Origin of the sequence: Cupriavidus pauculus, from assembly GCF_022179805.1 — a bacterium.
GTDB classification, from domain to species: Bacteria; Pseudomonadota; Gammaproteobacteria; order Burkholderiales; family Burkholderiaceae; genus Cupriavidus; species Cupriavidus pauculus_E.
Genome location: NZ_BPUO01000005.1, coordinates 444216 through 467245 on the forward strand (window position 1 = coordinate 444216; position 23030 = coordinate 467245).

General features: G+C 70.6%; 3 protein-coding genes. All 3 read right to left on the bottom strand.

From position 1 onward, the window contains the following. Positions 1–74: 74 nt before the first annotated feature. From MFF62_RS13020 to MFF62_RS13030, 3 genes are read right to left on the bottom strand one after another with little or no spacing between them, the layout of a single operon-like run. A complete protein-coding gene (locus MFF62_RS13020) occupies positions 75–11951 on the bottom strand; it encodes a non-ribosomal peptide synthetase (protein WP_238263526.1) in 11877 nt (3958 codons plus the stop codon). Then, complete coding sequence (locus MFF62_RS13025) at positions 11952–19904, bottom strand: non-ribosomal peptide synthetase (RefSeq protein ID WP_238263527.1); 7953 nt, start codon at positions 19902–19904, stop codon at positions 11952–11954. A 22-nt stretch (positions 19905–19926) separates the two neighbouring features. After that, positions 19927–23028, bottom strand: coding sequence for a non-ribosomal peptide synthetase (locus MFF62_RS13030; protein WP_238263528.1), 3102 nt, complete (start codon positions 23026–23028; stop codon positions 19927–19929). Positions 23029–23030 lie beyond the last annotated feature (2 nt).

The following is a 23030-nucleotide window of genomic DNA, read 5'->3' on the forward strand; positions in this document are numbered from 1 at the left end:
CAGTTTTTCTGATGGCGCCCGACATTCTAAATACAAATAATTCGCATTTCCATGACAAGGGTGTTGCACTTTACCTACGTCGGGAGGGTTGCGGGCCGAGTGTCCACGGCGGCCGCAGGGGATTGGCGGTCGCGTGAATTCCCCGTGTCAGTGGCGAGCTGTTGGCCAATATCGGCCAGCAGCCGGGCATCGCGGACGATTGCATGGTGGTCGACGCCATCGAGCGCGGCCTCGCGCCACGGCGCTCCCTGCCAGCCGGCGAGTCGCGCGATGGCGTCATCCCGACCCGTACGCCACCACACAGAGCGTGGCGCCTGCACGACAGGTATGGCGGATTCGCGTGCCACAAGCGCCCCGAGCCGATGCGCGGCGACGAACATCTGCGCCAGTTCGTCGGCGCCAAGGCCCGCCGAAGGCGCGCGTGTTGACCCCACAAGCGGCGCCAGCAATGCGCTGACGCTGGCGGTATCGGGGGCCTGGGCGGTGCTATCAGGCACCGTCAGCGGACCCGCGCCCGGCAGCAGCTGCGCGGCAAACTCGGCCAGGGCAGCTGGCCAGCCCGCCCGGTTGGCGTCAGCGACGCTCTCCGGGACGAATGGATCGACCAGACCGAGCCACTGCACGGTCTGCCCCTGCGCTTCGAGTTCGCGGGCCATCCACGTCGCCAGCGTGGCGCCCAGCGACCAGCCCAGCAGCAGGTACGGGCCCTGCGGCTGCGCCGCGCGCCATTCGCGCACGTAGTCGGCGGCAATGGCGGCCAGCGAGCCGTCCTGCCAGGCCGGATCGACCAGTGCACGGGACTGGAAGCCATACACGGTGCGCTGGCTGCCTAGCTGCGCGACGATGGCGTCGTAGTCGAACAGCGTGCCCAGCGCCGCGTGCACGCAGGCCACGGGCGGTAGCGTGCCACCGGCCGGGCCTTGCGCCAGCACGCGCAGCGCGGCCGGCGGGGCGGCGGCTGGCGTGCCATCGGCCGCGTCATCGGGCAGCAACTGGCCGATAGTCGGCGTGCGCATCAGGTCACGCAATTTGAGGTCGATTCCCAGCGCCTTGTTGGCCCGCACGCGCGAAATCACCTTCAGGCTCAGCAGCGAATCGCCGCCAAGCGTGAAGAAGTTGTCGTCCAGACCCACGCGCTCCACGCCCAGTACGTCCTGCCACACCCCGGCCAGCCAACGCTGCGCCTCGCTGCGCGGCGCAACATAGCGGTCGGCGTGATCGGCCTCCGGCGCGGGCAGCACACGGCGGTCGAGCTTGCCGTTGGGCGTGAGCGGCAGGGCGTCGAGCACCACGAAGGCAGCCGGCACCATGTAGTCGGGCAGTTCGGCGGCCAGGGCGGTGCGGACGGCCCGGACATCGACCGTGGCGCCGTTGGTCGGCACCACGTAGGCGGCCAACCGCGCACCGGAAGGCCCTTCGACGGCCAGCACGGCCGCTTCGGCCACGTTTGGCTGGGCGGCGATACGGGCTTCGATTTCACCGGGTTCGATCCGGAAACCCCGGATCTTGAGCTGCTGGTCGATGCGGCCCAGGTATTCAAGCTGGCCATCGGGCAGCCAGCGTGCGAGGTCGCCGGTGCGGTACAACCGGGCGCCGTTGTCGGCAAACGGGTCAGGGATGAAACGCTCGGCAGTCATGCCGGGGCGGTTCAGGTAGCCACGTGCCAACCCTTCGCCACCGATGTACAACTCGCCAGCCACGCCGGGCGGCACGAGGTTGAGTTCGGCGTCGAGCAGATAGCAGCGGCGATCGCCCACCGGGCGGCCGATCGGCGCGTACGTGCCGGCAAAATCGGCACCCGGCGCATCGGCGCGCACCTTCCAGACCATCGGCGTGACCACGGTTTCGGTCGGGCCGTAGCCGTTGATATAGGTCTGTGCCCCCAACGCCCGACGGGCCTGGGCGAAGCCGGCACGCGACATCGCCTCGCCACCGAACGAGTACAGCGATACCGGCGGATGCTGGCCGGTCTGCTCGCAGTACTCGGCCAACTGGCGCAGGTACGCGGGCGGGAACCCGGCGTTGGTGACGCCGTGCCGGGCCATGGCCGAAGCGGCCTGCTCGGGCGTCCACAGTGCATCGTCGCGCAATACCAGCGAACCGCCGCAAGCCAGCGCGCTGAGCCAGCGCTCGTGGGCGCCATCGAACGCGAACGACAGGAAATGCAGTTCGCGCGAATGGGTGCCCATCTCGTAGGCATCGATAGTGGCCGCAATATGCATCGCCAGCGGTCCATGGGCCACGCAGACGCCCTTGGGGCGTCCGGTGGAGCCCGAGGTGTAGATCACGTAGGCCAACTGGTCCGGATGCACGGCGACCTCGGCCAATGGCGCCACGTCGGCCGGGACCATGTCGAGCGTGAGCACGGGCAGGGCGGCCGGGGCGGGCAGGCTGTCGAGCAAGGCCGGCTCGGTCACCAGCAGACGGATTGCGCTGTCGTCGAACAGATAGGCCAGACGGTCCTTGGGATAGGCCGGGTCGAACGGTACGTAGGCCGCCCCGGCCCGCATCACAGCCAGCAATGCGACGACGATGTCGGGCGAGCGGGACAGCGCGATGCCGACGCGGTCGTCCGGGCCGATGCCACGTGCGTGCAGCACGGCGGCCAGGCGGTCGGCGCGGTTCAGCAGGTCGCCGTACCGCAGCGTTTGCTCGCCGCAGATCACGGCCACGGCATCGGGCTGCGCGGCAGCATGGCGGGCGATATGGGCGTGCACCGGCAGGCCGTCGGCGGCGGGAATCTCGCCCTGACCCAGCGCCAGCAGCGCGCGGCGCTCGTCGGGGCTCAGCAGGCCGAGTTCGCCGACGGTTTGCGCCGTGCCGACCGACGCCAGCAGCGCCATCATCTGCGCGCAAATCCGCTCCACCTGCGTGGCGTCGAATGCGCGCCGCATATAGGTGAAGCTGAGCCGCAGCGTCTGCCGCAGGCTGACCTCGACGTCCATCTCGTATTCGGTCAGGCCCGTGCTGCCTTGCGTTTCCAGGCGCAGGCCGCTGCGCGTGGCCGAGTCCAGCGCGTCTTCGAGCGGGAAGTTCTCGAACACGAGGATGCTGTCGAACAGGCGCTGGCCGGCCTGGCCGCCCCAGCGCTGGATGTCCGAGAGCGGCGTGTGGCCGTGCTCGCGCGCCGACAGGTTGAACGACTGCAGTTCGCGCAGCCAGTCGCCCACGTCCTGCCCCGCGCTCGGCGTAGCCAGTACCGGCAGCGTGTTGATGAACAGCCCCAGCATCTGCTGGGCGCCCGGCACCTCGGCCGGGCGGCCGGCCACCGTGGCGCCAAATGCCACGCGCTGCTGGCCCGTATATCGCTGCAACAGCAGCAGCCACGCAGCTTGCACCACGGTATTGATCGTGACCTTCTGCGCGCGGGCGTAGGCCGCCAGGCGCTCGGTCATCTCGGCGCTGCAGGCATGCTGCAGCAGGCCGTAGCCGTCACCGCTGGCCGGCGTCGGCAGTGTCTCGGCCAGGCGCGTCGGGGTGTCGAAGCCCGCTAGCGCACCAGACCAGAACGATTGGGCGGCATCGGCGTCGCGCGTCTGCAGCCAGCCGATATAGTCGGCAAAGCGGCCTTCCGGCGCGGCCACGTGCTGGCCGGCATAGCGCTGGAGCACTTCGCCCAGCAGTTGCGACGTGCTCCAGCCGTCCACCAGCAGATGGTGCACGGTCCACACGAGGTGATGGCGCGCAGCACCGGTGCGGACCAGCGCCAGTCGCATCAGCGGCGGCCGTTCGAGATCGAAGCCACGCGCCAGTTCGGCGGCGGCCAGCGCGTCGAGCGCTGCCGGCACTGATTCGGCATCGTGCCCGGTCCAGTCGTGCGCATCGAACGGTAGCGGCACGTCGTGCGCCACCCATTGCAACGGCTGGTCGCCGCGCGGAATGAAGCCCGTGCGCAGCGTGTCGTGGCTGGCCAGCGTGTCGCGCCACGCCTGCACGAAGCGCTCGGGTTCGAGCCCGTCGATGTCGACGCGCAACTGGTTGATATAGGCATTGCCGGCATCGGCACGCGCCACGCTGTGGTACAGCATGCCGGCCTGCATCGGCGACAGCGGATAGATGTCCTGCACCTGCGCGGCTTCCAGGCCCAGACCGTCGAGTTGCGGCTGCGCCAGCCTCGCCAGCGGGAAGTCCTCGCTGCGCAGGGTGTCCCGGACGTCGCGGCGCAGGGTGGAAGCGGCCGGCACAGCCGGCGCGCGCTCGGCCAGCGGCGTCACTGCAGCGGCCACCTCGGCCAGCGTCTGGCGTTCGAACAGTTGCTTGGGCGTCAGATGCCAGCCCGCCGCACGCATGCGCGCGACAATTTGCAGGCTCAGGATCGAATCGCCGCCCAGTTCGAAGAAGTTGTCGGCGCGGCCCACGCGCGCCAGCTTGAGCACGGCGCTCCAGACGTCGGCCAGCGTGGCTTCGATGCCTTCGGCCGGCGCCTCGTACACGGCAGTGCCCGTGAACTCGGGCGCCGGCAGCGCGCGGCGGTCGAGCTTGCCGTTGGGCGTGACCGGCATGCGATCCAGCACGATCAGCGCGCCCGGCACCATGTAGTCGGGCAGCGCCTCGGCCAGCCAGTCGCGCAGCGTGTCGGTGTCGATCACGGCATCGGCGGCGGCCACCAGGTAGGCCACCAGCCGCGCCGGACCTTCCTCGGTGCGCGCGATGACAATCGCTTCGCGCACGCTCTCGTGCGCCAGCAGCCGGGCCTCGATCTCACCCAGTTCGATGCGCAGGCCGCGAATCTTGACCTGGTGGTCGAGCCGGCCCAGATATTCGATCTGGCCATCGTCGCGACGCCGCGCCAGGTCGCCGGTGCGGTACAGGCGCTCGCCGTGCTGGCTGTGAGGATCGGCGACAAAGCGCTCGGACGTCAACGCCGCGCGGCCCAGGTAGCCACGTCCCAGTCCGGCGCCGCCCAGGTACAGCTCGCCCGCCACGCCGGTGGGCACCGGATGCAGCGCTGCGTCCAGCACGTACGCGCTGACGTTGGCGATGGGGCGCCCGATCGGCACCGAATGGCCGGCGTCGTCGCGGCAGGTCCAGTGCGTGACGTCGATGGCCGCTTCGGTCGGTCCGTAGAGGTTATGCAGACCGGCGTGCGGCAGCAGCGTCATCGCGCGGCGTGCCAGGTCGGCGGGCAGCGCCTCGCCGCTGCAGACGATATGGCGCAGGCTGCTGCACGATGCCGCGATGCTGTCGTCGGCGACGAACGCCTGCAGCATCGACGGCACGAAGTGCAGTGTCGTGATGCGATGGTGCGCGATCAGCGCGGCAATCCGCTGCGGATCGCGATGGTCTCCGGGCGCCGCCAGCGCCAGCTGCGCACCGGTCATCAGCGGCCAGAAGAACTCCCAGACCGACACGTCGAAGCTGAACGGTGTCTTCTGCAGCACCGTGTCGGCGGAATCGAGCCGGTATTGCCGCTGCATCCACCAGAGCCGGTTGAACAGCGCGCCGTGCCGGTTGCCGGCACCTTTCGGCCGCCCGGTGGACCCGGACGTATAGATCACGTAGGCCAGATGTTCCGGCGACAGGGCCGGGGCGGGATTGGTGTCGCCGCCGTCGGCGTACAAGGCCGGGGCGGTCAGGTCGAGTGTTTCGACGGGGCGGGACAGCGCGGGCATGGCATCAGGCCGCTGCACCAGCACCAGCGCCACGCCGCTGTCCTCGATCATGTACGCCAGCCGGTCGGCCGGGTAGTCGGGGTCGAACGGCACATAGGCGCCGCCGGCCTTCATGATGGCGAGCAGCGCCACCACCATTTCCACCGAACGCTCGGCCAGCACGCCGACGGCCACGTCAGGCCCCACACCACGCGCGACGAGCCGGTGTGCGAGCGCGTTGGCGCGGCGATTCAGCGCGGCGTAGGTCAGCAACTGGTCGCCGAAGCACAGCGCGATGGCATCGGGCTGTTCGGCGGCACGCACCTCGAACAGCCGGTGCACGGGGGTGGCTGCGGGATAGGGCTCCGTGGCGGTGCCCAGCGCCAGCGCGGCTTGTGCGTCGGCGGGCGCCAGCAGGCCGATGGCCGCGAGCGGGCGCGTGGCATCGGCCGCCATCTGACGCAGCATGGCGAACAGGCTGTCCGCCAGTTGCCGCGCTTCGACGCCGCCCAGCAGCGCGCGGTCGAAGCGGCAGGTCAGGTGCAGCGTATCGGTGTGGGCGAACAGCAGCGTCAGCGGGTAATTGGTTTCCGCCACGTTGCGCACGCCCGAGAACGCGACGCCGTCCGGCGTGCGGCGCAGTGCGGCGTCCACCGGGTAGTTTTCGAAGACGACGATCGAGTCGAACAGCGCCTGGCCGCTCTGGCCGGCCCAGCGCTGCACCTCGTAGAGCGGCGTGTGCTCGTGCTCGCGCAGGGCCAGGTTCAGCGCCTGCACGTGGCGCAGCCAGTCGCCCACGGGTTGCTGCGGCTGCGGCGCCGCCACCACGGGCAGCGTGTTGATGAACAGCCCCAGCATCTGCTGCGATGCCGGCAGTTCGGCCGGACGTCCGGCCACGGTGGCGCCAAACGCCACGCAGGGCTGGCTGGTGCAGCGCTGGAGCACCAGCAGCCACGCGGCCTGCACCAGCGTGTTCAGCGTCACCTTCTGCGTGCGCGCAAACGCGGCCAGCGCGGCGGTCTCGCCGGCATCGAGTTCATGCTGCTGCTCGCCCTGGCCCGTCTCGCCGGTCACGGGTGCCGGCAGTGCGGTCAGCAGGCGCGTGGGTTCGTCCAGCGGCAGCAGTTGCCCCTGCCAGAACGCGCGGCTCGCGTCGGTATCGCGCGACTGCAGCCAGCCGATGTAGTCGGCGAAGCGGCCCGCCGTGGGCGCCAGCGCGTCGCCCGCATAGTGGCGCAGCACTTCGCCCAGCAGTTGCGCAGTGCTCCAGCCATCCAGCAGCAGGTGGTGGACGGTCCAGACCAGGTGATGTCGCGTGGTGCCCGTGCGCAGCAGCGCCACGCGCATCAGCGGCGGCTGTTCCAGGTCGAAGCCCTGGGCGCGCTGGCTGGCGGCGAACGCGTCGATTTCGGCGGCGTCGCGGCCGGTCCAGTCCTCGACGGTCACCGGCAGCGTCACGTGCTTTGCCACCCACTGCAGCGGCTGGCCGGCGCGATGCAGGAAGCCGCAGCGCAGGCTGTCGTGCCGCGCCAGCGCGGCCTGCCAGGCAGCAGTGAAGCGCTGCGGGTCGACGCCATCGATGTCGACGCGCAACTGGTTGGTGTAGGCGCTGCCGTGATCGGAAAACACGCTGTGGAACAGCATGCCGGCCTGCATTGGCGACAGCGGATAGACGTCTTGCGTGGTGGCTGGATCGAGCGCCAGCGCGTCGAGTTCGGCCTGCGACACGCGTGCCAGCGGAAAGTCCGATGGCGTCAGCCCGGCGGCACCGGACGTGCAGTGATCCACCACGGCCTGCAGTTCGTCGCGGAATGCGGCGGCCAGCGCTTCGATCGTCGACGCCTGATAGCGGGTGCCGGCGTAGGCCAGCGACAGCGTCAACTGGCCGTTGCGCACCTGCCCGCTGACCGACAACGGATGCGAGAGCGGCGTGGCCGGGTCCTGGTTGGCGCCGGTACCGGCAGCGGAAAGCTGCCAGGGCGCGTCGTCGGCCAGGCTGGAATCGACCTGACCCAGGTAGTTGAATACCACCTCGGGCTTGGGTACTGCCGCCAGCGCCTGTTGCTGGGCGGGCGAGCCAAGGCGGCGCAGCAGGCCAAAGCCAATGCCCTCGCCGGGCACGGCGCGCAGTTGTTCCTTCACTGCCTGGATGGCCGGGCCGATGTTCCCGGTGGCATCGAGCGCCACCGGAAACATCGTCGTGAACCAGCCGACCGTGCGGCTCAGGTCGATGGCGTCGTCCACGCCGGCGGCGCGGCCGTGGCTCTCCAGGTCGATCAGTACCTGCGGCCGCGCGGACCAGCCCGACAGGGCGCGGGCGAGCGCCGTCAGCAGCAGGTCGTTGACGCGTGTGCGATAGGCGCCGGGCGCGCGCTGCAGCAGCGCCTGCGTGACCTCGGCGGGCAGGGTCACGGCGACGCTTGCGCGGTCTGAAATGGTTGGCGAGGTATCGCTGTGATCGGAGGGCAGCGTGCCGTCGATGGCGGCCAGCGCCTGCCAATGTTCCAGTTCGTCCGTGATGCGGGCGGCGTGGTCGCGCAGCGCCAGCGACCAGCGCTGGTACGACGCGGTACGGGCCAACGTGGGCGGCGTGCCCTGCAGCCGCTGACGGTAAGCGGCGAACAGGTCATCGACCAGCACGCGCCACGACACGCTATCGACCACCAGGTGGTGCACCACGAGCAGCAGTTGCCACTGATCGGCGGTTTGTACTGCCACCGCGCGCAGCAGCGGCCCCTGCGTGATATCGAGGCTGCGCTGGGCGGCCTCGCAGTGGGCCAGGCGTTCGGCTTCCGATGTGGCCGCGCGCACCCAGAGCAGGTCCGCGCACGACTCGGCATCGGCATAGGACTGCCGCCAGGCACCCGCTACCTGCGTGAAACGCAGGCGCAGCGCGTCGTGACGGGCCACGACATCGGCCAGTGCCAGCCGCAGCGCGTCGGTATCGAGGGCGTCGCGGCAATCGAGCAGCACCGACTGGTTCCAGTGGTTACGCCGGGGCATCGGCGTCACGAAGTAGTCGGACTGGATGGGCAGCAGCGGCACGTCGCCGGTGGGCGTCGCGTCATCGACATTGACCTGGTCGGCCACGGGCGCGGCCACGGCGGCCAGTTCCGCCAGCGTCTGGCGTTCGAACATCTGGCGTGGCGTGATCACCCAGCCGGCCGACCGGGCGCGCGCCACGATTTGCAGGCTCAGGATCGAGTCGCCGCCGAGTTCGAAGAAATTGTCGGCACGGCCCACGCGCGGCAGGCCCAGTATCTCGGCCCAGATCGCGGCCAGCGCGGTTTCGGCGCCGGTCTCGGGCGCGACAAACTCTTGCGCGCTGTCGAACACGGGCGCGGGCAGCGCGCGGCGGTCGAGCTTGCCGTTGGGCGTGAGCGGCAGGGCGTCTAGCACCACGAAGGCGGCCGGCACCATGTAGTCGGGCAGTTCGGCGGCCAGTGCGGTGCGGATTTTTTGGACATCGACAGTGGCACCGTTGGCGGGTACGACATAGGCAGCCAGTCGCGCACCGGAAGGCCCTTCAACGGCCAGCACGGCCGCTTCGGCCACGTCTGGCTGGGCGGCGATACGGGCCTCGATTTCGCCGGGCTCGATGCGGAAGCCGCGAATCTTGAGCTGCTGGTCGATACGGCCCAGGTATTCAAGCTGGCCATCGGGCAGCCAGCGTGCGAGGTCGCCAGTGCGGTACAACCGGGCGCCGTTATCGGCGAACGGGTCCGGAATAAAGCGCTCGGCGGTCATGCCGGGGCGGTTCAGGTAGCCACGTGCCAGCCCTTCGCCGCCGATGTACAACTCGCCAGCCACGCCGGACGGCACGAGGTTGAGTTCGGCATCGAGCAGATAGCAGCGGCGATCACCCACGGGGCGGCCGATGGGCGCGTACGTGCCGGCAAAATCGGCACCCGGCGCATCGGCGCGCACCTTCCAGACCATCGGCGTGACCACGGTTTCGGTCGGGCCGTAGCCGTTGATATAGGTCTGTGCCCCCAACGCCCGACGGGCCTGGGCGAAGCCGGCACGCGACATCGCCTCGCCACCGAACGAGTAGAGCGATACCGGCGGATGCTGGCCCGTGTGCTCGCAGTACTCGGCCAACTGGCGCAGGTACGCGGGCGGAAAGCCTGCATTGGTGACGCCGTGCCGAGCCATGGCCGAAGCGGTCTGCTCGGACGTCCACAGTGTGTCGTCGCGCAGCACCAGCGAACCGCCGCAAGCCAGCGCGCTGAGCCAACGCTCATGGGCGCCATCGAACGCGAACGACAGGAAGTGCAGTTCGCGCGAGTGGGTGCCCATCTCGTAGGCGTCGATTGTCGCGGCGATATGCATCGCCAGCGGGCCATGGGCCACGCAGACGCCCTTGGGTCGGCCCGTAGAGCCCGAGGTGTAGATCACGTAAGCGAGCTGATCTGGATGCACGGCGATCTCGGCCAGCGGCGCCGTGTCGGCTGAGACCATGTCGAGCGTGAGCACGGGTAACGCAGCGGGAGCGGGCAACGTGTCGAGCAGCGCCGGCTCGGTGACCAGCAGGCGGATCGCACTGTCGTCGAACAGGTAGGCCAGACGGTCCTTGGGATAGGCCGGGTCGAACGGTACGTAGGCCGCCCCGGCCCGCATCACAGCCAGCAACGCGACGATGATGTCGGGCGAGCGGGATAGCGCAATGCCGACGCGGTCGTCCGGGCCGATGCCACGTGCATGCAGCACGGCGGCCAGGCGGTCGGCGCGGTCCAGCAGGTCACCATACCGCAGCGTTTGCTCCCCACAGATCACGGCCACGGCATCGGGGTGCGCGGCGGCGTGGCGGGCGATGTGGGCGTGCACGGGCATGCAGTCGTCGGCCGGCACCTCGCCGTGGCCTAGCGCCAGCAGGCTGTCGCGCTCGGCGGGGTCGAGCAGGTCGACGGCATCAAGGGCCAGTGCGGGATCGTCGGCCAGTTGGCGCAGCAGCCGCAGGTAGTGGCGCGCCAGCCGGTGGGCGGTGGCGGCGTCGAACAGCTCCTGCGCATAGTGGAAGCACGCGTGCACGCGTCCGGCGGAGTCCTCGCGCGTGTCGAGCGTCAACTCCAGCGCCGTGGTGCGTTCGCCCACCGGCGCGCTTTCAAGTTCCAGGCCCGGCAGCGACACACGCGCCGCACGGTCGCCCCGGCGGTGGTTGTGCACCACCTGGAACAGCGGGTGGTAGCTCATGCTGCGCTCGGGCTGCAGCGCATCCACCAATTGCTCGAACGGCAGGTCCTGATGCGCCTGCGCGCCCAGCACGGCCTGCCGCACGCCGTCGAGCAGCGCCGACAACGGCTGGCGGCCGTCGATGCGGGCGCGCACGATCTGCGTGTTGACGAACAGGCCCACTACGCGCTCGGTTTCAATGCGGTTGCGGCCCGCCACCGGCATGCCCACGCAGATATCGGCGCTGCCCGTATAGCGATAGAGCAGCGCATGAAAGCCCGCCAGCAAGGCCATGGACAGCGTGCCGCCCTTGGCCTGGGCGCGTTCGCGCAAGGCGGTGGCGAGCGCGTCGGGGATGTCGATCTCGCACCGCTGCGCCACATAGGTCGCGGTGGCGGGGCGCGGCCGGTCGGCGGGCAGCGCCAGCACATCGGGCGCGCCGGCCAGCGTATCGCACCACCAGGACAGTTGGCGCGCCTGTTCGCCGGCTTCGAGCCAGTTCCGTTGCCAGGCCGCATAGTCGGCATAGCCAATCGGCGCGACCGGCAGCGACAACGCCTGTCCCGCAGACTGCGCACGGTACGCGGCGGCCAGTTCGTCGATCAGCAACTGCATCGACCAGCCGTCGGACACGATGTGGTGCATCACCAGCACCAGGCGGTGCGTCTGGGGGCCGAGCTTCAGCAGGTGCACGCGCAGCAGCGGGGCGCGTGCCAGGTCGAACGGGGCTTCGGCCAGCGCGGCGGCCTGGTCGTCGGCGGCGGCAGGGTCGGCCGACAGGTCCGTCAGCGGCAGGGCGATGGTGGCGGCCGGGTGGACCACCTGGCGCACATTGCCGTCGGCATCGGCCACGAACGCGCTGCGCAGCGCTTCATGGCGCGCGGCCAGCGTGGCAAATGCCGCGTGCAGGGCGGTGACGTCGAGCGTGCCGCGCAGGTCCACGCTGCTGCTGATGTGGTACGCAGCGCTATCGGGCTCGAAGCGGTGCAGGAACCACTGGCGCTGCTGGGCGTACGACAGCGGCGCATCAAACGGAGACGACGCCTGCGCGCGCGGCAGTGCGGGAATGGGCAGTTGCGAGAACGCGATGCCTTGCTCGGCCATCTTGTCGAGAAAGGCGCGGCGCTGCGCCGGCGCCAGCGTGGCAAAACGCGCGGCCAGACGGGCCGCGGTGTTGGCTTCGATCATTCAGACTGACTCCAGGGAATTGGCGAACGCTTCGAGTTCCAGCAGGGCGGCTTCATCGGCATGGCGATGCTGCGCGGGCAGCGCAGCGGCCAGTTCGGCCAGCGACGCGGCGCCGAACAGCAGCGCCAGCGGCGCGTCGATACCGAGTTCGCCCTGGATGCGGGACAGAAGCTGGACGGCCAGCAGGGAATGGCCGCCCAATGCAAAGAAGTTGTCGTGGCGGCTCACAGCCGGCACGTGCAGCAGGTCTTGCCAGATGGCGGCCAGCCGCGTTTCCAGATCGCCCTGCGGCGGCTCGCCGGCAACCGGGGCCGGCGCATCGGCGCGGGGCAGCGCGCGGCGGTCGAGCTTGCCGTTGGCGGTCAGCGGCAAGGCGTCGAGCACGACGATCGCGGCCGGCACCATATGGCCCGGCAGTACGGCGGCCAGTGCGCGGCGTAGTTCTGCGGCATCGGCCTGCGTACCGGCATCGGGCACCGCGTAACCGACCAGTTGCAGGCCGCTGTCGGTGGATTCCGCCACGACGGCCGCCTGCCGAATGCCAGGCAGCGCGGCCAGTTGCGCACCGATTTCGCCCGGTTCCACACGGAAGCCGCGAATCTTGACCTGGTCGTCGATACGGCCCAGGTATTCGAACAGGCCATCGGCGCGGCGCCGCACGCGGTCGCCGGTGCGATAGAGCCGCGCGCCGCGTTGCGAGAACGGATCGGGCACGAAGCGGTCTGCCGTCAGCGCGGCACGGCCCAGGTAGCCGCGCGCCAGGCCGGGGCCGCCCAGGTACAGCTCGCCGGCCACGCCGTCAGGCAGCGGCGCCAGTGCGGCGTCGAGTACGTATGCGACGGTATCGGGCAGCGGCTGGCCCAGTGGCAGGCCCGCGCCCGGTTGCGGCGTGGTACCGGCCACGTGCACCAGCACGCCAACCGTGGTTTCGGTCGGGCCATAGTGGTTGACCAGCCGGCAGCCGGGGCGGTCGGCATGGATGCGCGCACGCAGTGCCGCGTCGCAGGCTTCGCCGCCGAGCACCAGCGTGTGGGCCGGCAGCACGTCGTGCGGGGCCGCACCGGCAGCCGCCGCGCCATCGAGCAGCGCACGCAGATGGCTGGGCACGATCTTGAGCACGTCGATGCGGTGCGCGGCCATATAGCGCGCGAACGCGGCAGCGTCGAACACGCAACGGCGCTCGGGCAGGTGCAGCGCGGCGCCGCTGGCCAGCGCGCCGAACAGCACCGTATGGCCCAGGTCGGCGGCTGGCGTGGACACCATCGCCATACGCAGCCCAGGCGGCAGCGCCAGTTCCCCGAGCACGCCTTGTAGGTAGTGCGCGAGCGCGCCGTGGGACACGCCCACGCCCTTGGGCTGCCCCGTGGAGCCCGAGGTGTAGATCACGTAGGCCAGGTGGCTCGCGTGCAGGTTGACGGCTGGATTGGTGGCATCGCCCGCGTCCTGAGACTGACGGGACAGGTCGATGACATCGAGCGAGGCCGGCAGCGCAGGCAGCCGCTCCGCGTGCTGGGCCAGCAGCAGGGTCGCGCCGCTGTTGCCGATCATGTAGGCCAGGCGGTCGGCCGGGTACTCGGGGTCGAGCGGCACGTAGGCGCCACCCGCCTTCAGGATTGCCAGCAACGCCACGACCATCTCGGCCGAGCGTTCGGCCAGGACCGCCACGGGCACGTCGGCGCCTATGCCGCGCGCCATCAGGTCGCGGGCCAGCAGGTTGGCGCGACGGTTCAGTTCGCGGTAGGTCAGGGTCTGGCCATCGGCCACCAGCGCCACGGCGTCGGGCGTGGTGGCGGCGTGGGCCTCGAAGCGGTAGTGCGCGAACGGGGGGATGGACGCGGGAGTTTGGCCTTGCTCCCAGTCGCTCCATATGTGGCTCCCCTCTCCCGCGCTGCGGGAGAGGGGTTGGGGGTGAGGGTGTCGAGGCTCTGCTTGCCGATCCGTCTCAATTTGCACCGCCAAGCCCTCACCCCCAGCCCCTCTCCCGCCTTGCGGGAGAGGGGAGCAAACCAAGGGTGTCGGGTTGGTTATGCCGATCTGCCCCAGCGCCCGGGCTGCATCGGCCGCCATCTGCTGCATTACAGCCAGCAGGCTTTGCGCCAGCATGCGTGCCTGCGCTTCGCCCAGCACGGCGCGGTCGAAGCGGCAGGTCAGGCGCAGCGTATCGGTGTGGGCCAGCACCAGCGTAAGCGGGTAGTTGGTTTCGGCGCGATTGCCGACGTTGCTGAACTGCAGGCCGCCGGGCGCGGTGCGCAGCGCCGCGTCGACCGGGTAGTTCTCGAACACGACGATCGAGTCGAACAGCGCCTGGCCCGCGTGGCCGGCCCAGCGTTGTATGTCATACAGCGGCGTGTGCTCGTGCTCGCGCAGGGCCAGGTTCAACGCCTGCACGTCGCGCAGCCAGTCGCCCACGGCCTGACGCGGCTGCGGTGCGGCCACCACGGGCAGCGTGTTGATGAACAGGCCGAGCATGCGCTCGGCGGCGGGCAGGTCGGCAGGGCGGCCAGCGACCGTGGCGCCAAATGCCACGCACGGCTGCCCGGTGCAACGCTGCAGCACCAGCAGCCACGCGGCTTGCACCAGCGTGTTCAGCGTCACCTTCTGCGCGCGTGCGAAGTTGGCCAGCGCGGTGGTATTGGCGGCATCGAGCATCAGGTGCTGCTCGGTGTGCCCGTGGCCCGCGTCGGGCGACGGCAGCGCGGCCAGCAGCCGGGTCGGTTGGTCGAGCGCCTGCAACTGGCCGGTCCAGAACGATTCGCTCGCCGCGCCATCGCGCGCCTGCAGCCAGCCGATGTAGTCGGCAAAGCGGCTGCCGCTCGCTGCCATGGGCTCGCCCGCATAGTGGCGCAGCACCTCGCCCAGCAACTGCGCGGTGCTCCAGCCGTCCAGCAGCAGGTGGTGCACGGTCCAGACCAGATGGTGGCGCGTGGCGCCCGTGCGCAGCAGCGCCAGACGCATCAACGGCGGCGCGTTCAGGTCGAAGCGCTGGGCCAGTTGATCGGCCGCGAATCGGTCCAGGTCGACGGCATCGCGTCCGGTCCAGTCCTCGGCGATCACGGGCAGCGTCACATCCCTGGCCACCCATTGCAGCGGTTGATCTCCGCGATGGATAAAGCCGCAGCGCAGGCTGTCATGGCGGGCCAGCGCCGCCTGCCACGCGGCAATAAAGCGATCCGGGTCCAGGCCGTCGACGTCGACACGCAACTGGTTCGTATACGCACTGCCTTCGGGCGCATAGACGCAGTGGAACAGCATGCCAGACTGCATCGCCGACAGCGGGTACACGTCCTGAACACGCGCCGGGTCGAGTCCGAGCGCATCGAGCCGGGCCTGCGACAGCCGCGCCAGCGGGAAGTCGGACGGCGTGAAGCCGCGTGCCTGGGCGCCGCAATGGCCGATTACGGCTTCCAGCTCGCGGCGCAGCGCTTGCGCCAGCCGTTCGATGGTGCTGGCCTGGTGCCGGGCGCAGCTGCAGGCCAGCGTCAGGCGCAACTGCCCGTCGATGACCTGGCCACCCACCGATAACGGGTGCGACAGCGGCGCGGTGGGGTCCTGCGTGGCGCCCGTGGCGGCGGTGGAAAGCTGCCACGGCGCGTTGTCGGCCAGCGTGGCATCGAACTGGCCCAGGTAGTTGAAGACCACCTCGGGCGTTGGCACGGCGGCCAGCGCATTACGTTGAGCGGGCGTGCCCAGGCGTTGCATCAGCCCGAAGCCGATGCCTTCGCCAGGTACCGCACGCAGTTGTTCCTTCACCGCCTGGATGGCCGGGCCGATGTCGGCCGTGGCATCAAGCGCCACCGGGTACAGCGTGGTGAACCAGCCGACCGTGCGGCTCAGGTCCAGCGCGTCGTCGACGCCGGTCACACGGCCGTGGCTTTCCAGGTCGACCAGCACTTGGGCGCGTCCGGTCCAGTCGGCCAGGGCGCGGGCCAGCGCGGTCAGCAGCAGATCGTTGACGCGCGTGCGGTAGGCCACGGGCGCTTGTTGCAGCAGCGCCTGGGTCAGCGCGGCCGGCAGCGACAGCGTGATCTCGGCGCGGTCGGCTACGCGCAGCGCGGCGCCAGGGTTGTCGGCCGGCAGCGAGCCGTCGATGCCGCGCAGCGATTGCCAGTGCGCCAGTTCTGCGTCACGTGACGCGGCATCGGCGCGCAGTGCGTGGGACCACTGCTGGTACGAAGCGGTGCGCGCGGGCAGCGTCGGCGCCGTGCCTTGCTGGCGCTGGCGATAGGCGGTCAGCAGGTCTTCGATCAGCACGCGCCACGACACACCGTCAACGGCCAGGTGGTGGATTGCGACCAGCAGTTGCCAGTGGCCGGCGGTGTCCAGCGCCACGGCGCGCAGCAGCGGGCCTTGCGCGATATCGAGGCTGCGCTGAACGGCGTCGCAATGGGCCACGCGTTCGGCTTCGGATGCGGCCTGGCGGACCCACAGCAGGTCCGTGGACGGTTCGGCGTCGGCATAGGATTGCTGCCAGCCGTCAGGTGTCTCGGCAAAGCGCAGGCGCAGCGCGTCGTGATGGGCGACGACATCGGCCAGGGCCAGGCCCAGTGCCGCGATGTCGGGCGCTTCGCTGCAATCGAGCAGTATGGCCTGGTTCCAGTGGTTGCGATTGCCCACAGGCATGGAGAGGAAGGCGTCCTGGATCGGCAGCAACGGCACGTCGCCGGTTGGGATGGCCTGGGCGGCGGCAACATCGTGCGCGACCGGGGTCGCAACGGCTGCCAGCTCGCCCAGCGTCTGGCGCTCGAACAACTGGCGCGGCGTGACCACCCAGCCTGCGGCGCGGGCGCGCGCCACGATTTGCAGGCTCAGGATCGAGTCGCCGCCGAGTTCGAAGAAATTGTCGGCGCGGCCGATGCGCGGCACGCCCAGCACCTCGGCCCAGATCCCGGCCAGCGCGATTTCGGCGGCGCCTTCGGGCGGCACGAACGCCTGGCCGCCATCGAATGACGGCTGCGGCAGCGCGTGGCGGTTCAGCTTGCCATTGGGCGTGAGCGGCAGCGCGGGCACCAGGACGAATGCGGCTGGCACCATGTAGTCCGGCAGTTCGGCGGCCAGGGCGTTCCGCAGCGCGGCGATGTCCGGCGCGCTGCCGGCCGCCGGCACCACGTAGGCCACCAGCCGTGCGCCAGCCGGGCCATCGACGGCCAGTACCGCGACATTGCCAACCGCGCCATGCGCCAGGATGCGCGCCTCGATCTCGCCCGGCTCGATACGGAAGCCGCGAATCTTGACCTGCTGGTCGATCCGGCCCAGGTATTCGAGCTGGCCGTCGGGCAGCCAGCGTGCCAGGTCGCCGGTGCGGTAGAGCCGCGCGCCATCATCGGCGAACGGGTCGGGAATGAAGCGTTCGGCGGTCAGCCCGGCCCGGTTCAGGTAGCCACGCGCCAGGCCGTCGCCGGCGATATGGAGTTCTCCGGCCACGCCGGGCGCCACCGGGTTCAGGCCCGGATCGAGCACGCGCATGCCAAGGTCCGGAATGCGGTCGCCAATCGGGCTGCGCGCGCGGCTGGCAGGGTCCAGATCGGCACGCGTGATCGGGCGATACGTGACATGCACCGTGGTTTCGGTGATGCCGTACATATTGATCAGTTGCGGCGTGGCGTCACCAAAATGGTCGATCCACGGCTGTAGCGCCTGCGGGTCGAGCGCTTCGCCGCCAAAGATCACGTGACGCAACGCCAGCGGCGCGCCATACAGATCGGGCTGCGCCAGCAGCGCGCGGAAGGCCGACGGGGTCTGGTTCAGCACCGTCACGCGCTCGCGCTGCAGCAGCGCCACGAAGTCCTGCGGCGAGCGGCTCACGTCGAACGGCACGATCACAAGCTCGCCGCCATGGCACAGCGCGCCGAAGATCTCCCAGACCGAGAAATCGAATGCGTAGGAGTGGAACAGCGTCCAGACGTCGTCGGCACAGAAGCCGAACCAGTGCTGCGTGGACGCCAGCAGCCGCGACAGGTTGCCGTGCTGCAGTTGCGCACCCTTGGGGCGTCCCGTGGAGCCGGAGGTGTAGATCACGTAGGCCAGGTGGTCGGGGCGAACCAGCACGTCCGGCGCGGTCTCGGGCCAGTTTCCGCCGTCGTCGGCATCGAGTTCCAGCGCCGGCAGGCCGTCGCGCTGCGGCAGCAGCCCGCGCAGACTGGCTTGCGTCAGCAGCGCGGAGATGCCGCTGTCGTCGAACAGGTAGGCCAGGCGCTCGGCCGGGTAGGCGGGGTCGAACGGCACGTAGGCGCCGCCAGCCTTGAGGATGGCTAGCAGGCCCACGATCATCGCGGGGGAGCGTTCGACGGCGATGCCGACGCGCACTTCGGGGCCCACGCCCAGCGCGATCAGGCGGTGCGCGAGCCGGTTGGCACGGCGTTCCAGCTCGCCATAGCTGACGCTGGTGTCGCCGTGGCGCAGCGCGATGGCGTCGGGCCGCGATTCGGCCTGGCGCTGGATCTGGCGATGGGCCGGCTCGGGCGACGGCACGCGCTGCAACGGACGGCCGGCGGCGAGCTGGTTGGCGAGGAACGCGTCGTCGCCGCCATCGGGCAGGCAATGGGCGGTCAGCGGCAGATCGGGCTGGGCCAGCAGGCCGGACAACTGCGTGACGTAGTGGCGCAGCATGCGCTGGGCCGTGGCGGCGTCGAACAGCGTGCTGTCGTATTCGAGCTGGAGCGTGATGGCGCCGACGCCGGGCCGGGTATCGATCTCGACGTCGAGGATCAGGTCGAATTTGGCGCCGGTGGCGCGTGCTTCGACGGGCACGGTTTGCAGGCCGGGCAGCGCCAGTGCGGCCGGGCCGGTGGTGGTGCGGAGGTTGAACATGACCTGGAACAGCGGGCTGCGGCCGGCATCGCGCGGCACCTGCATGGTGTCGAGCAGCACTTCGAATGGCAGGTCGGCGTGTTGCAGGGCGCCCAGCGCATCAGCGCGCACCGCGTCGCACAGCGCGCGGCCTGTGATGCCGGGCACGGTGCGCGAGCGGTAGACATGGGTGTTGGCGAAGAAGCCCACCACATCGTCGTGGCCGTCGTCGCCGCGGCCCGCGTGCGGCACGCCTACCGCGAAATCGTCCTGGCCGGCATAGCGGGCCAGCAACGCCTGCCACGCCGCCAGCAGCGCCACGAACGGCGTGCTGCGCTGGGCCACGCAGAAGCCTTGCAGCGCGCTGGCCAGCGACGCGGGCAGCGTGGTCTCGACGCGCCGTGCAAGGCGCGCCGCATCGCCGCCATGCGGACGGTCGGTGGGCAGTTGCAGCGTGGGAACGTGGCTGCCCAGCATGTGCTGCCACCAGTCGCGCTGCGTGTCGAGCGCACCGCTGTCCAGCCGCTCGCGCTGGCGCCGCGCGTGGGCGGCAAAGCTGGCGGCCGGGGCGGGCAGGTTGGCGTCGTCGTCGGCCAGTGCCTGTGCGTAGGCCGAGGCCAGGTCACGCGCGATAATCGCGTTGGATACGGCGTCGGACACGATATGGTGCAGCGACAGCAGCAGCACGTGATCGTCGGCGGCACGGGGCAGCAGCGTGGCGCGCAGCAGCGGCGCCTGGCCGAGATCGAACGGGCGCGCGGCTTCGGCGTCGATGCATGCCTGCAGCGCGTCGCCACCGGCGGCGAGCGGGGCCTGCCGCAGCGCGAACGGCGGCGCGTGCTCCACGACTTGCCGGGGCAGCGCGCCGGGCGTGGCGGCGTCGGCAACGAAGCGCGTGCGCAGCGCAGGGTGGCGCGCGATCACGGCCCGCAGCGCGGCTTCCAGCGCGGCATGGTCCAGCGCGCCGCGCAGCACGAACGCGCGGGTCTGGTTATAGGCGGTGCTGCCCGGTTCGTACTGCAGCAGGAACCACAGCCGTTGCTGCGAGAACGACAGCGGTGCGTCGTCCGGGTTGGCTGCGGTGTCGGCAACGGGCACCGCGTCGGCGTCCTGTTCCAGCAGCAGCGCCAGCAGCGCTGCCTGATCGGAGGTCGAATGGGGCGTCATGAATCGGGTCCTGAAAGCGAAGTTATGCCGTGGCGGCGGCGCTGGCGCGCAGGGCGGCAAGCGCCTCGGGCGACATGGCCGCGAGCTGGCGCTGCAGGCCGGCCAGCGTCTCCAGGCCCTCGGGCTCGGGGCTGGCGGCACGCAGCGCGGTGGCCAGGGCGGCAGCGCTGGGGGCGTCGAAGACCACGGCGGGAGCGATGTCGAGCTTGAGCAGCTTGCGCACGCGTGCCACCAGCTTGATGACCAGCAGCGAATGGCCGCCCGCCTCGAACAGGTCTTCGGTGACGCCAAGCTGCGGCGCGCCGAGCAGGTCACGCATCTGGTCGAGCAGCAGCGCTTCGAGTGCCGTGGCCGGCTCGCGGTGCGGCACGTTGGCGGTGTCCGGTGCGGCCGCCGCGTTTGCGATCAGCGCGCGGCGGTCGATCTTGCCGTTGGGCAGGCGCGGCAGATCGGCGATGGCGAACCACTGGGTCGGGATCATCGGCTCGGGCAGGCGCTCGGCCAGCGCCTGGCGCAGCGCCTGACGCTGGGCGGCGGAAAGCGGCCCGCCGTTCGCGTTGGCATCGGCCGGCACCAGCCACGCGGCCAGTTGCGTGGCGCCGCCGTCGTGCGTGAGCGGCAGCACCACGGCATGGCGCACGCCGGGCAGCGTCGACAGCGCGTGCTCCACCTCGCCGCATTCGATGCGGAAGCCGCGCACCTTGACCTGGCTGTCGGCACGGCCGATCAGTTCGATACCGCCGTGTGGCAGGTATCGAGCCAGGTCGCCGCTGCGATAGAGCCGCTGGCCGGCATGGTCGGGGTGCGCGACAAACGTGTCGGTATTGGCGTCCCGATTGATATAGCCGGCGCAGAGCTGGGCGCCGCCGAGGTACAGCTCGCCCGTTTCGCCCACCGTGGCCGGATGGCCGGCCGCCGTGCGCACGCGCACCTCGCAGTTGGCCAGCACGCGCGTCAGCGGCAGCGCCGCACCGGACAGGCCGGAGGCCAGCCCGGCGTCGTGGACCAGGATGCCGACCGTGGTTTCGGTCGGGCCGTAGTGGTTGAACAGCTGGGCGGCCGGCGCACGGTCGCGCAGGCGGGCCAGGAACGCGGGCGAAGCCGATTCGCCGCCCACCACGATCACCGCGTGCGGCGGCAGCGGCAGGGGCGCGCCATCGCCTTCGATCAGTGCATCGAGGTGCGACGGCACGATCTTGAGGCAGTCCACGTGCTCGCGCGCCAGGAACGCGGCAAAGCCTGCGGCGTGCTGCATGTCGGCGTCATCGGCCACGCATAGGCAGGCGCCGTGCCACAGCGCGCCGAACAGCGTGGTGTTGCCAAGGTCGGCCGCCACCGTGGACGTCAGCGCGAAGCGCTCGCAGCGCTCCAAGCCCAGCGCCTGTCCGGACGCCGCCACGTAGTTCAGCAACTGGCCGTGCGTGATGGCCACGCCCTTGGGCGTGCCGGTCGAGCCCGAGGTGTAGAGCACGTAGGCGGGCTGGCTGGCTTGCGGGAAAGGCAGCGGCGTTTGGGCCACGCTGTCTTCGCCGGCAAGTTGTGCCATATCGGACAGCACCAGCGTGGCGCCCGCATCGGCCAGGATCTGTGCGCGGCGTTGTTCCGGCCAAGCCGGGTCCAACGGCAGGTAGGCGGCACCGGCGCGCATGACGGCCAGCAGCGCGATGACCAGGTCGGCGGAACGCGGCAGCAGCAGGCCCACCGGCTGGCCGGGCTGGAGCCCCAACGCAGGCAGGCGGCTCGCCACGGCGTCCACGCGCCGCGACAGCTCGGCGTAGGTCCAGCGCTGGCCGGCGGCCGACAGGGCGATGTCATTCGGGCGCTCGCTGGCCCAGCGGGCCAGCCGTTGCGGCAGCAGTTCGGCACCGAAGTCGACGGCGGGCGCGTGCATGGCATCGGCGCGCGCCAGGTCGGCGGCGGTGGCCAGCGGCAGCGCGCCGATGCCGGTGTCGGGCTGCGCGCGCAGCGTCTGCAGCAGCGTGCGGTACTGGTCGAGCAGGCACGCCATCGCATCGGCGGCATGGTGGCGGTCGTGATGCAGCACCAGCGTGCGCGGCTGGCCGGCGTCGTCGAGGCTCACGTGCAGCGCGATCTCGATGCCGGGCACCGGGGCTACCGGTGCGCCGATGTGCCATGACTGTCCGTTATGGGTGACGGTTGCCGTGGCGGGGCCAGACACGCCGAACGCAATGCGGCCCGGTGCGTTGGTGGCGATGTCGGCCGGGGCGTGTTCACGCCAGTCCAGGTGTTGCTGGAGTTGCGCGGCAAAGCTGGCCAGCCAATCGCCGAACGACGTTGCCGGATCGAATTGAACCACCACGGGCAGTAGCGACGCGTAGCGGCCGACCGCACCGGCCAGCGCCTCGAAGTCGTCGCGGCAGTCGTTGTGCCAGTCGCCACGGAACGCGCCCGTGCCGTCGAGGCGGGCCAGCAACAGCCACCAGGCGGCTTGCAGCACGTGGGCCGGCGGGCAAATCAACTGGGCGGCCCAGGCGGCCACGCTGGCCGCTTCGGCATCGTCGAGATCAACGGTCAGCGTTTGCATGGCGCCGGGCGCGGCTTCCGTTTGACGCCACGGTAGCCGTGGCGCGTCGAGCGCGGAGAGGCGGTCGCGCTGGGCTTGCCAGTAGTCGCGGCCAGCGTCGCTGTTGTCCTGCGCCAGACCGGCCGTCCAGTCGAGATAGTCCACATACGAAAGCGGCGCTTCGCAGGCTGGCGCGGCGTCGTCGGCGTAGGCCTGGGCCAGTTCGCGCATCAGCGTGGTCAGGCTGGCGCCGTCGACGGCCAGCGGATGGGCGGCCAGCGTCAGTTGTGTGCGTTGCGGATCGAGCGTGCGTACGCTGGCCTGCAGGGTCGACAAATCGCTTGCCTCGCCCCAGACCGGCGCCGTGCCCGCGAACTGCTGCCGCAGGCCGCGCAGGCCATCGACGCGGCCAAAGGCGAGGCCGGTGGCGGGGTGGCGCTCGGCCACTCGGGACAGCGCACGTTCGAGGCGTGCGGTGTCGAGCGGGCCGTCGATATTGGCGGTCAGCGTGACCGGCTGACTGGTATGGGCTTCGATGGCGCGTTGCTCGCGGCCCAGCGCCTGGGCGTGGCCGGCCAGATCGGTAACGATGGCGTTCATCG

What these genes read in the sequence shown, in the direction of transcription:
- MFF62_RS13020 (WP_238263526.1), bottom strand. Translation starts at nt 11,951, where the DNA reads ATGATCGAAGCCAACACCGCGGCCCGTCTGGCCGCGCGTTTTGCCACG.
- MFF62_RS13025 (WP_238263527.1), bottom strand. Translation starts at nt 19,904, where the DNA reads ATGACGCCCCATTCGACCTCCGATCAGGCAGCGCTGCTGGCGCTGCTG.
- MFF62_RS13030 (WP_238263528.1), bottom strand. Translation starts at nt 23,028, where the DNA reads ATGAACGCCATCGTTACCGATCTGGCCGGCCACGCCCAGGCGCTGGGC.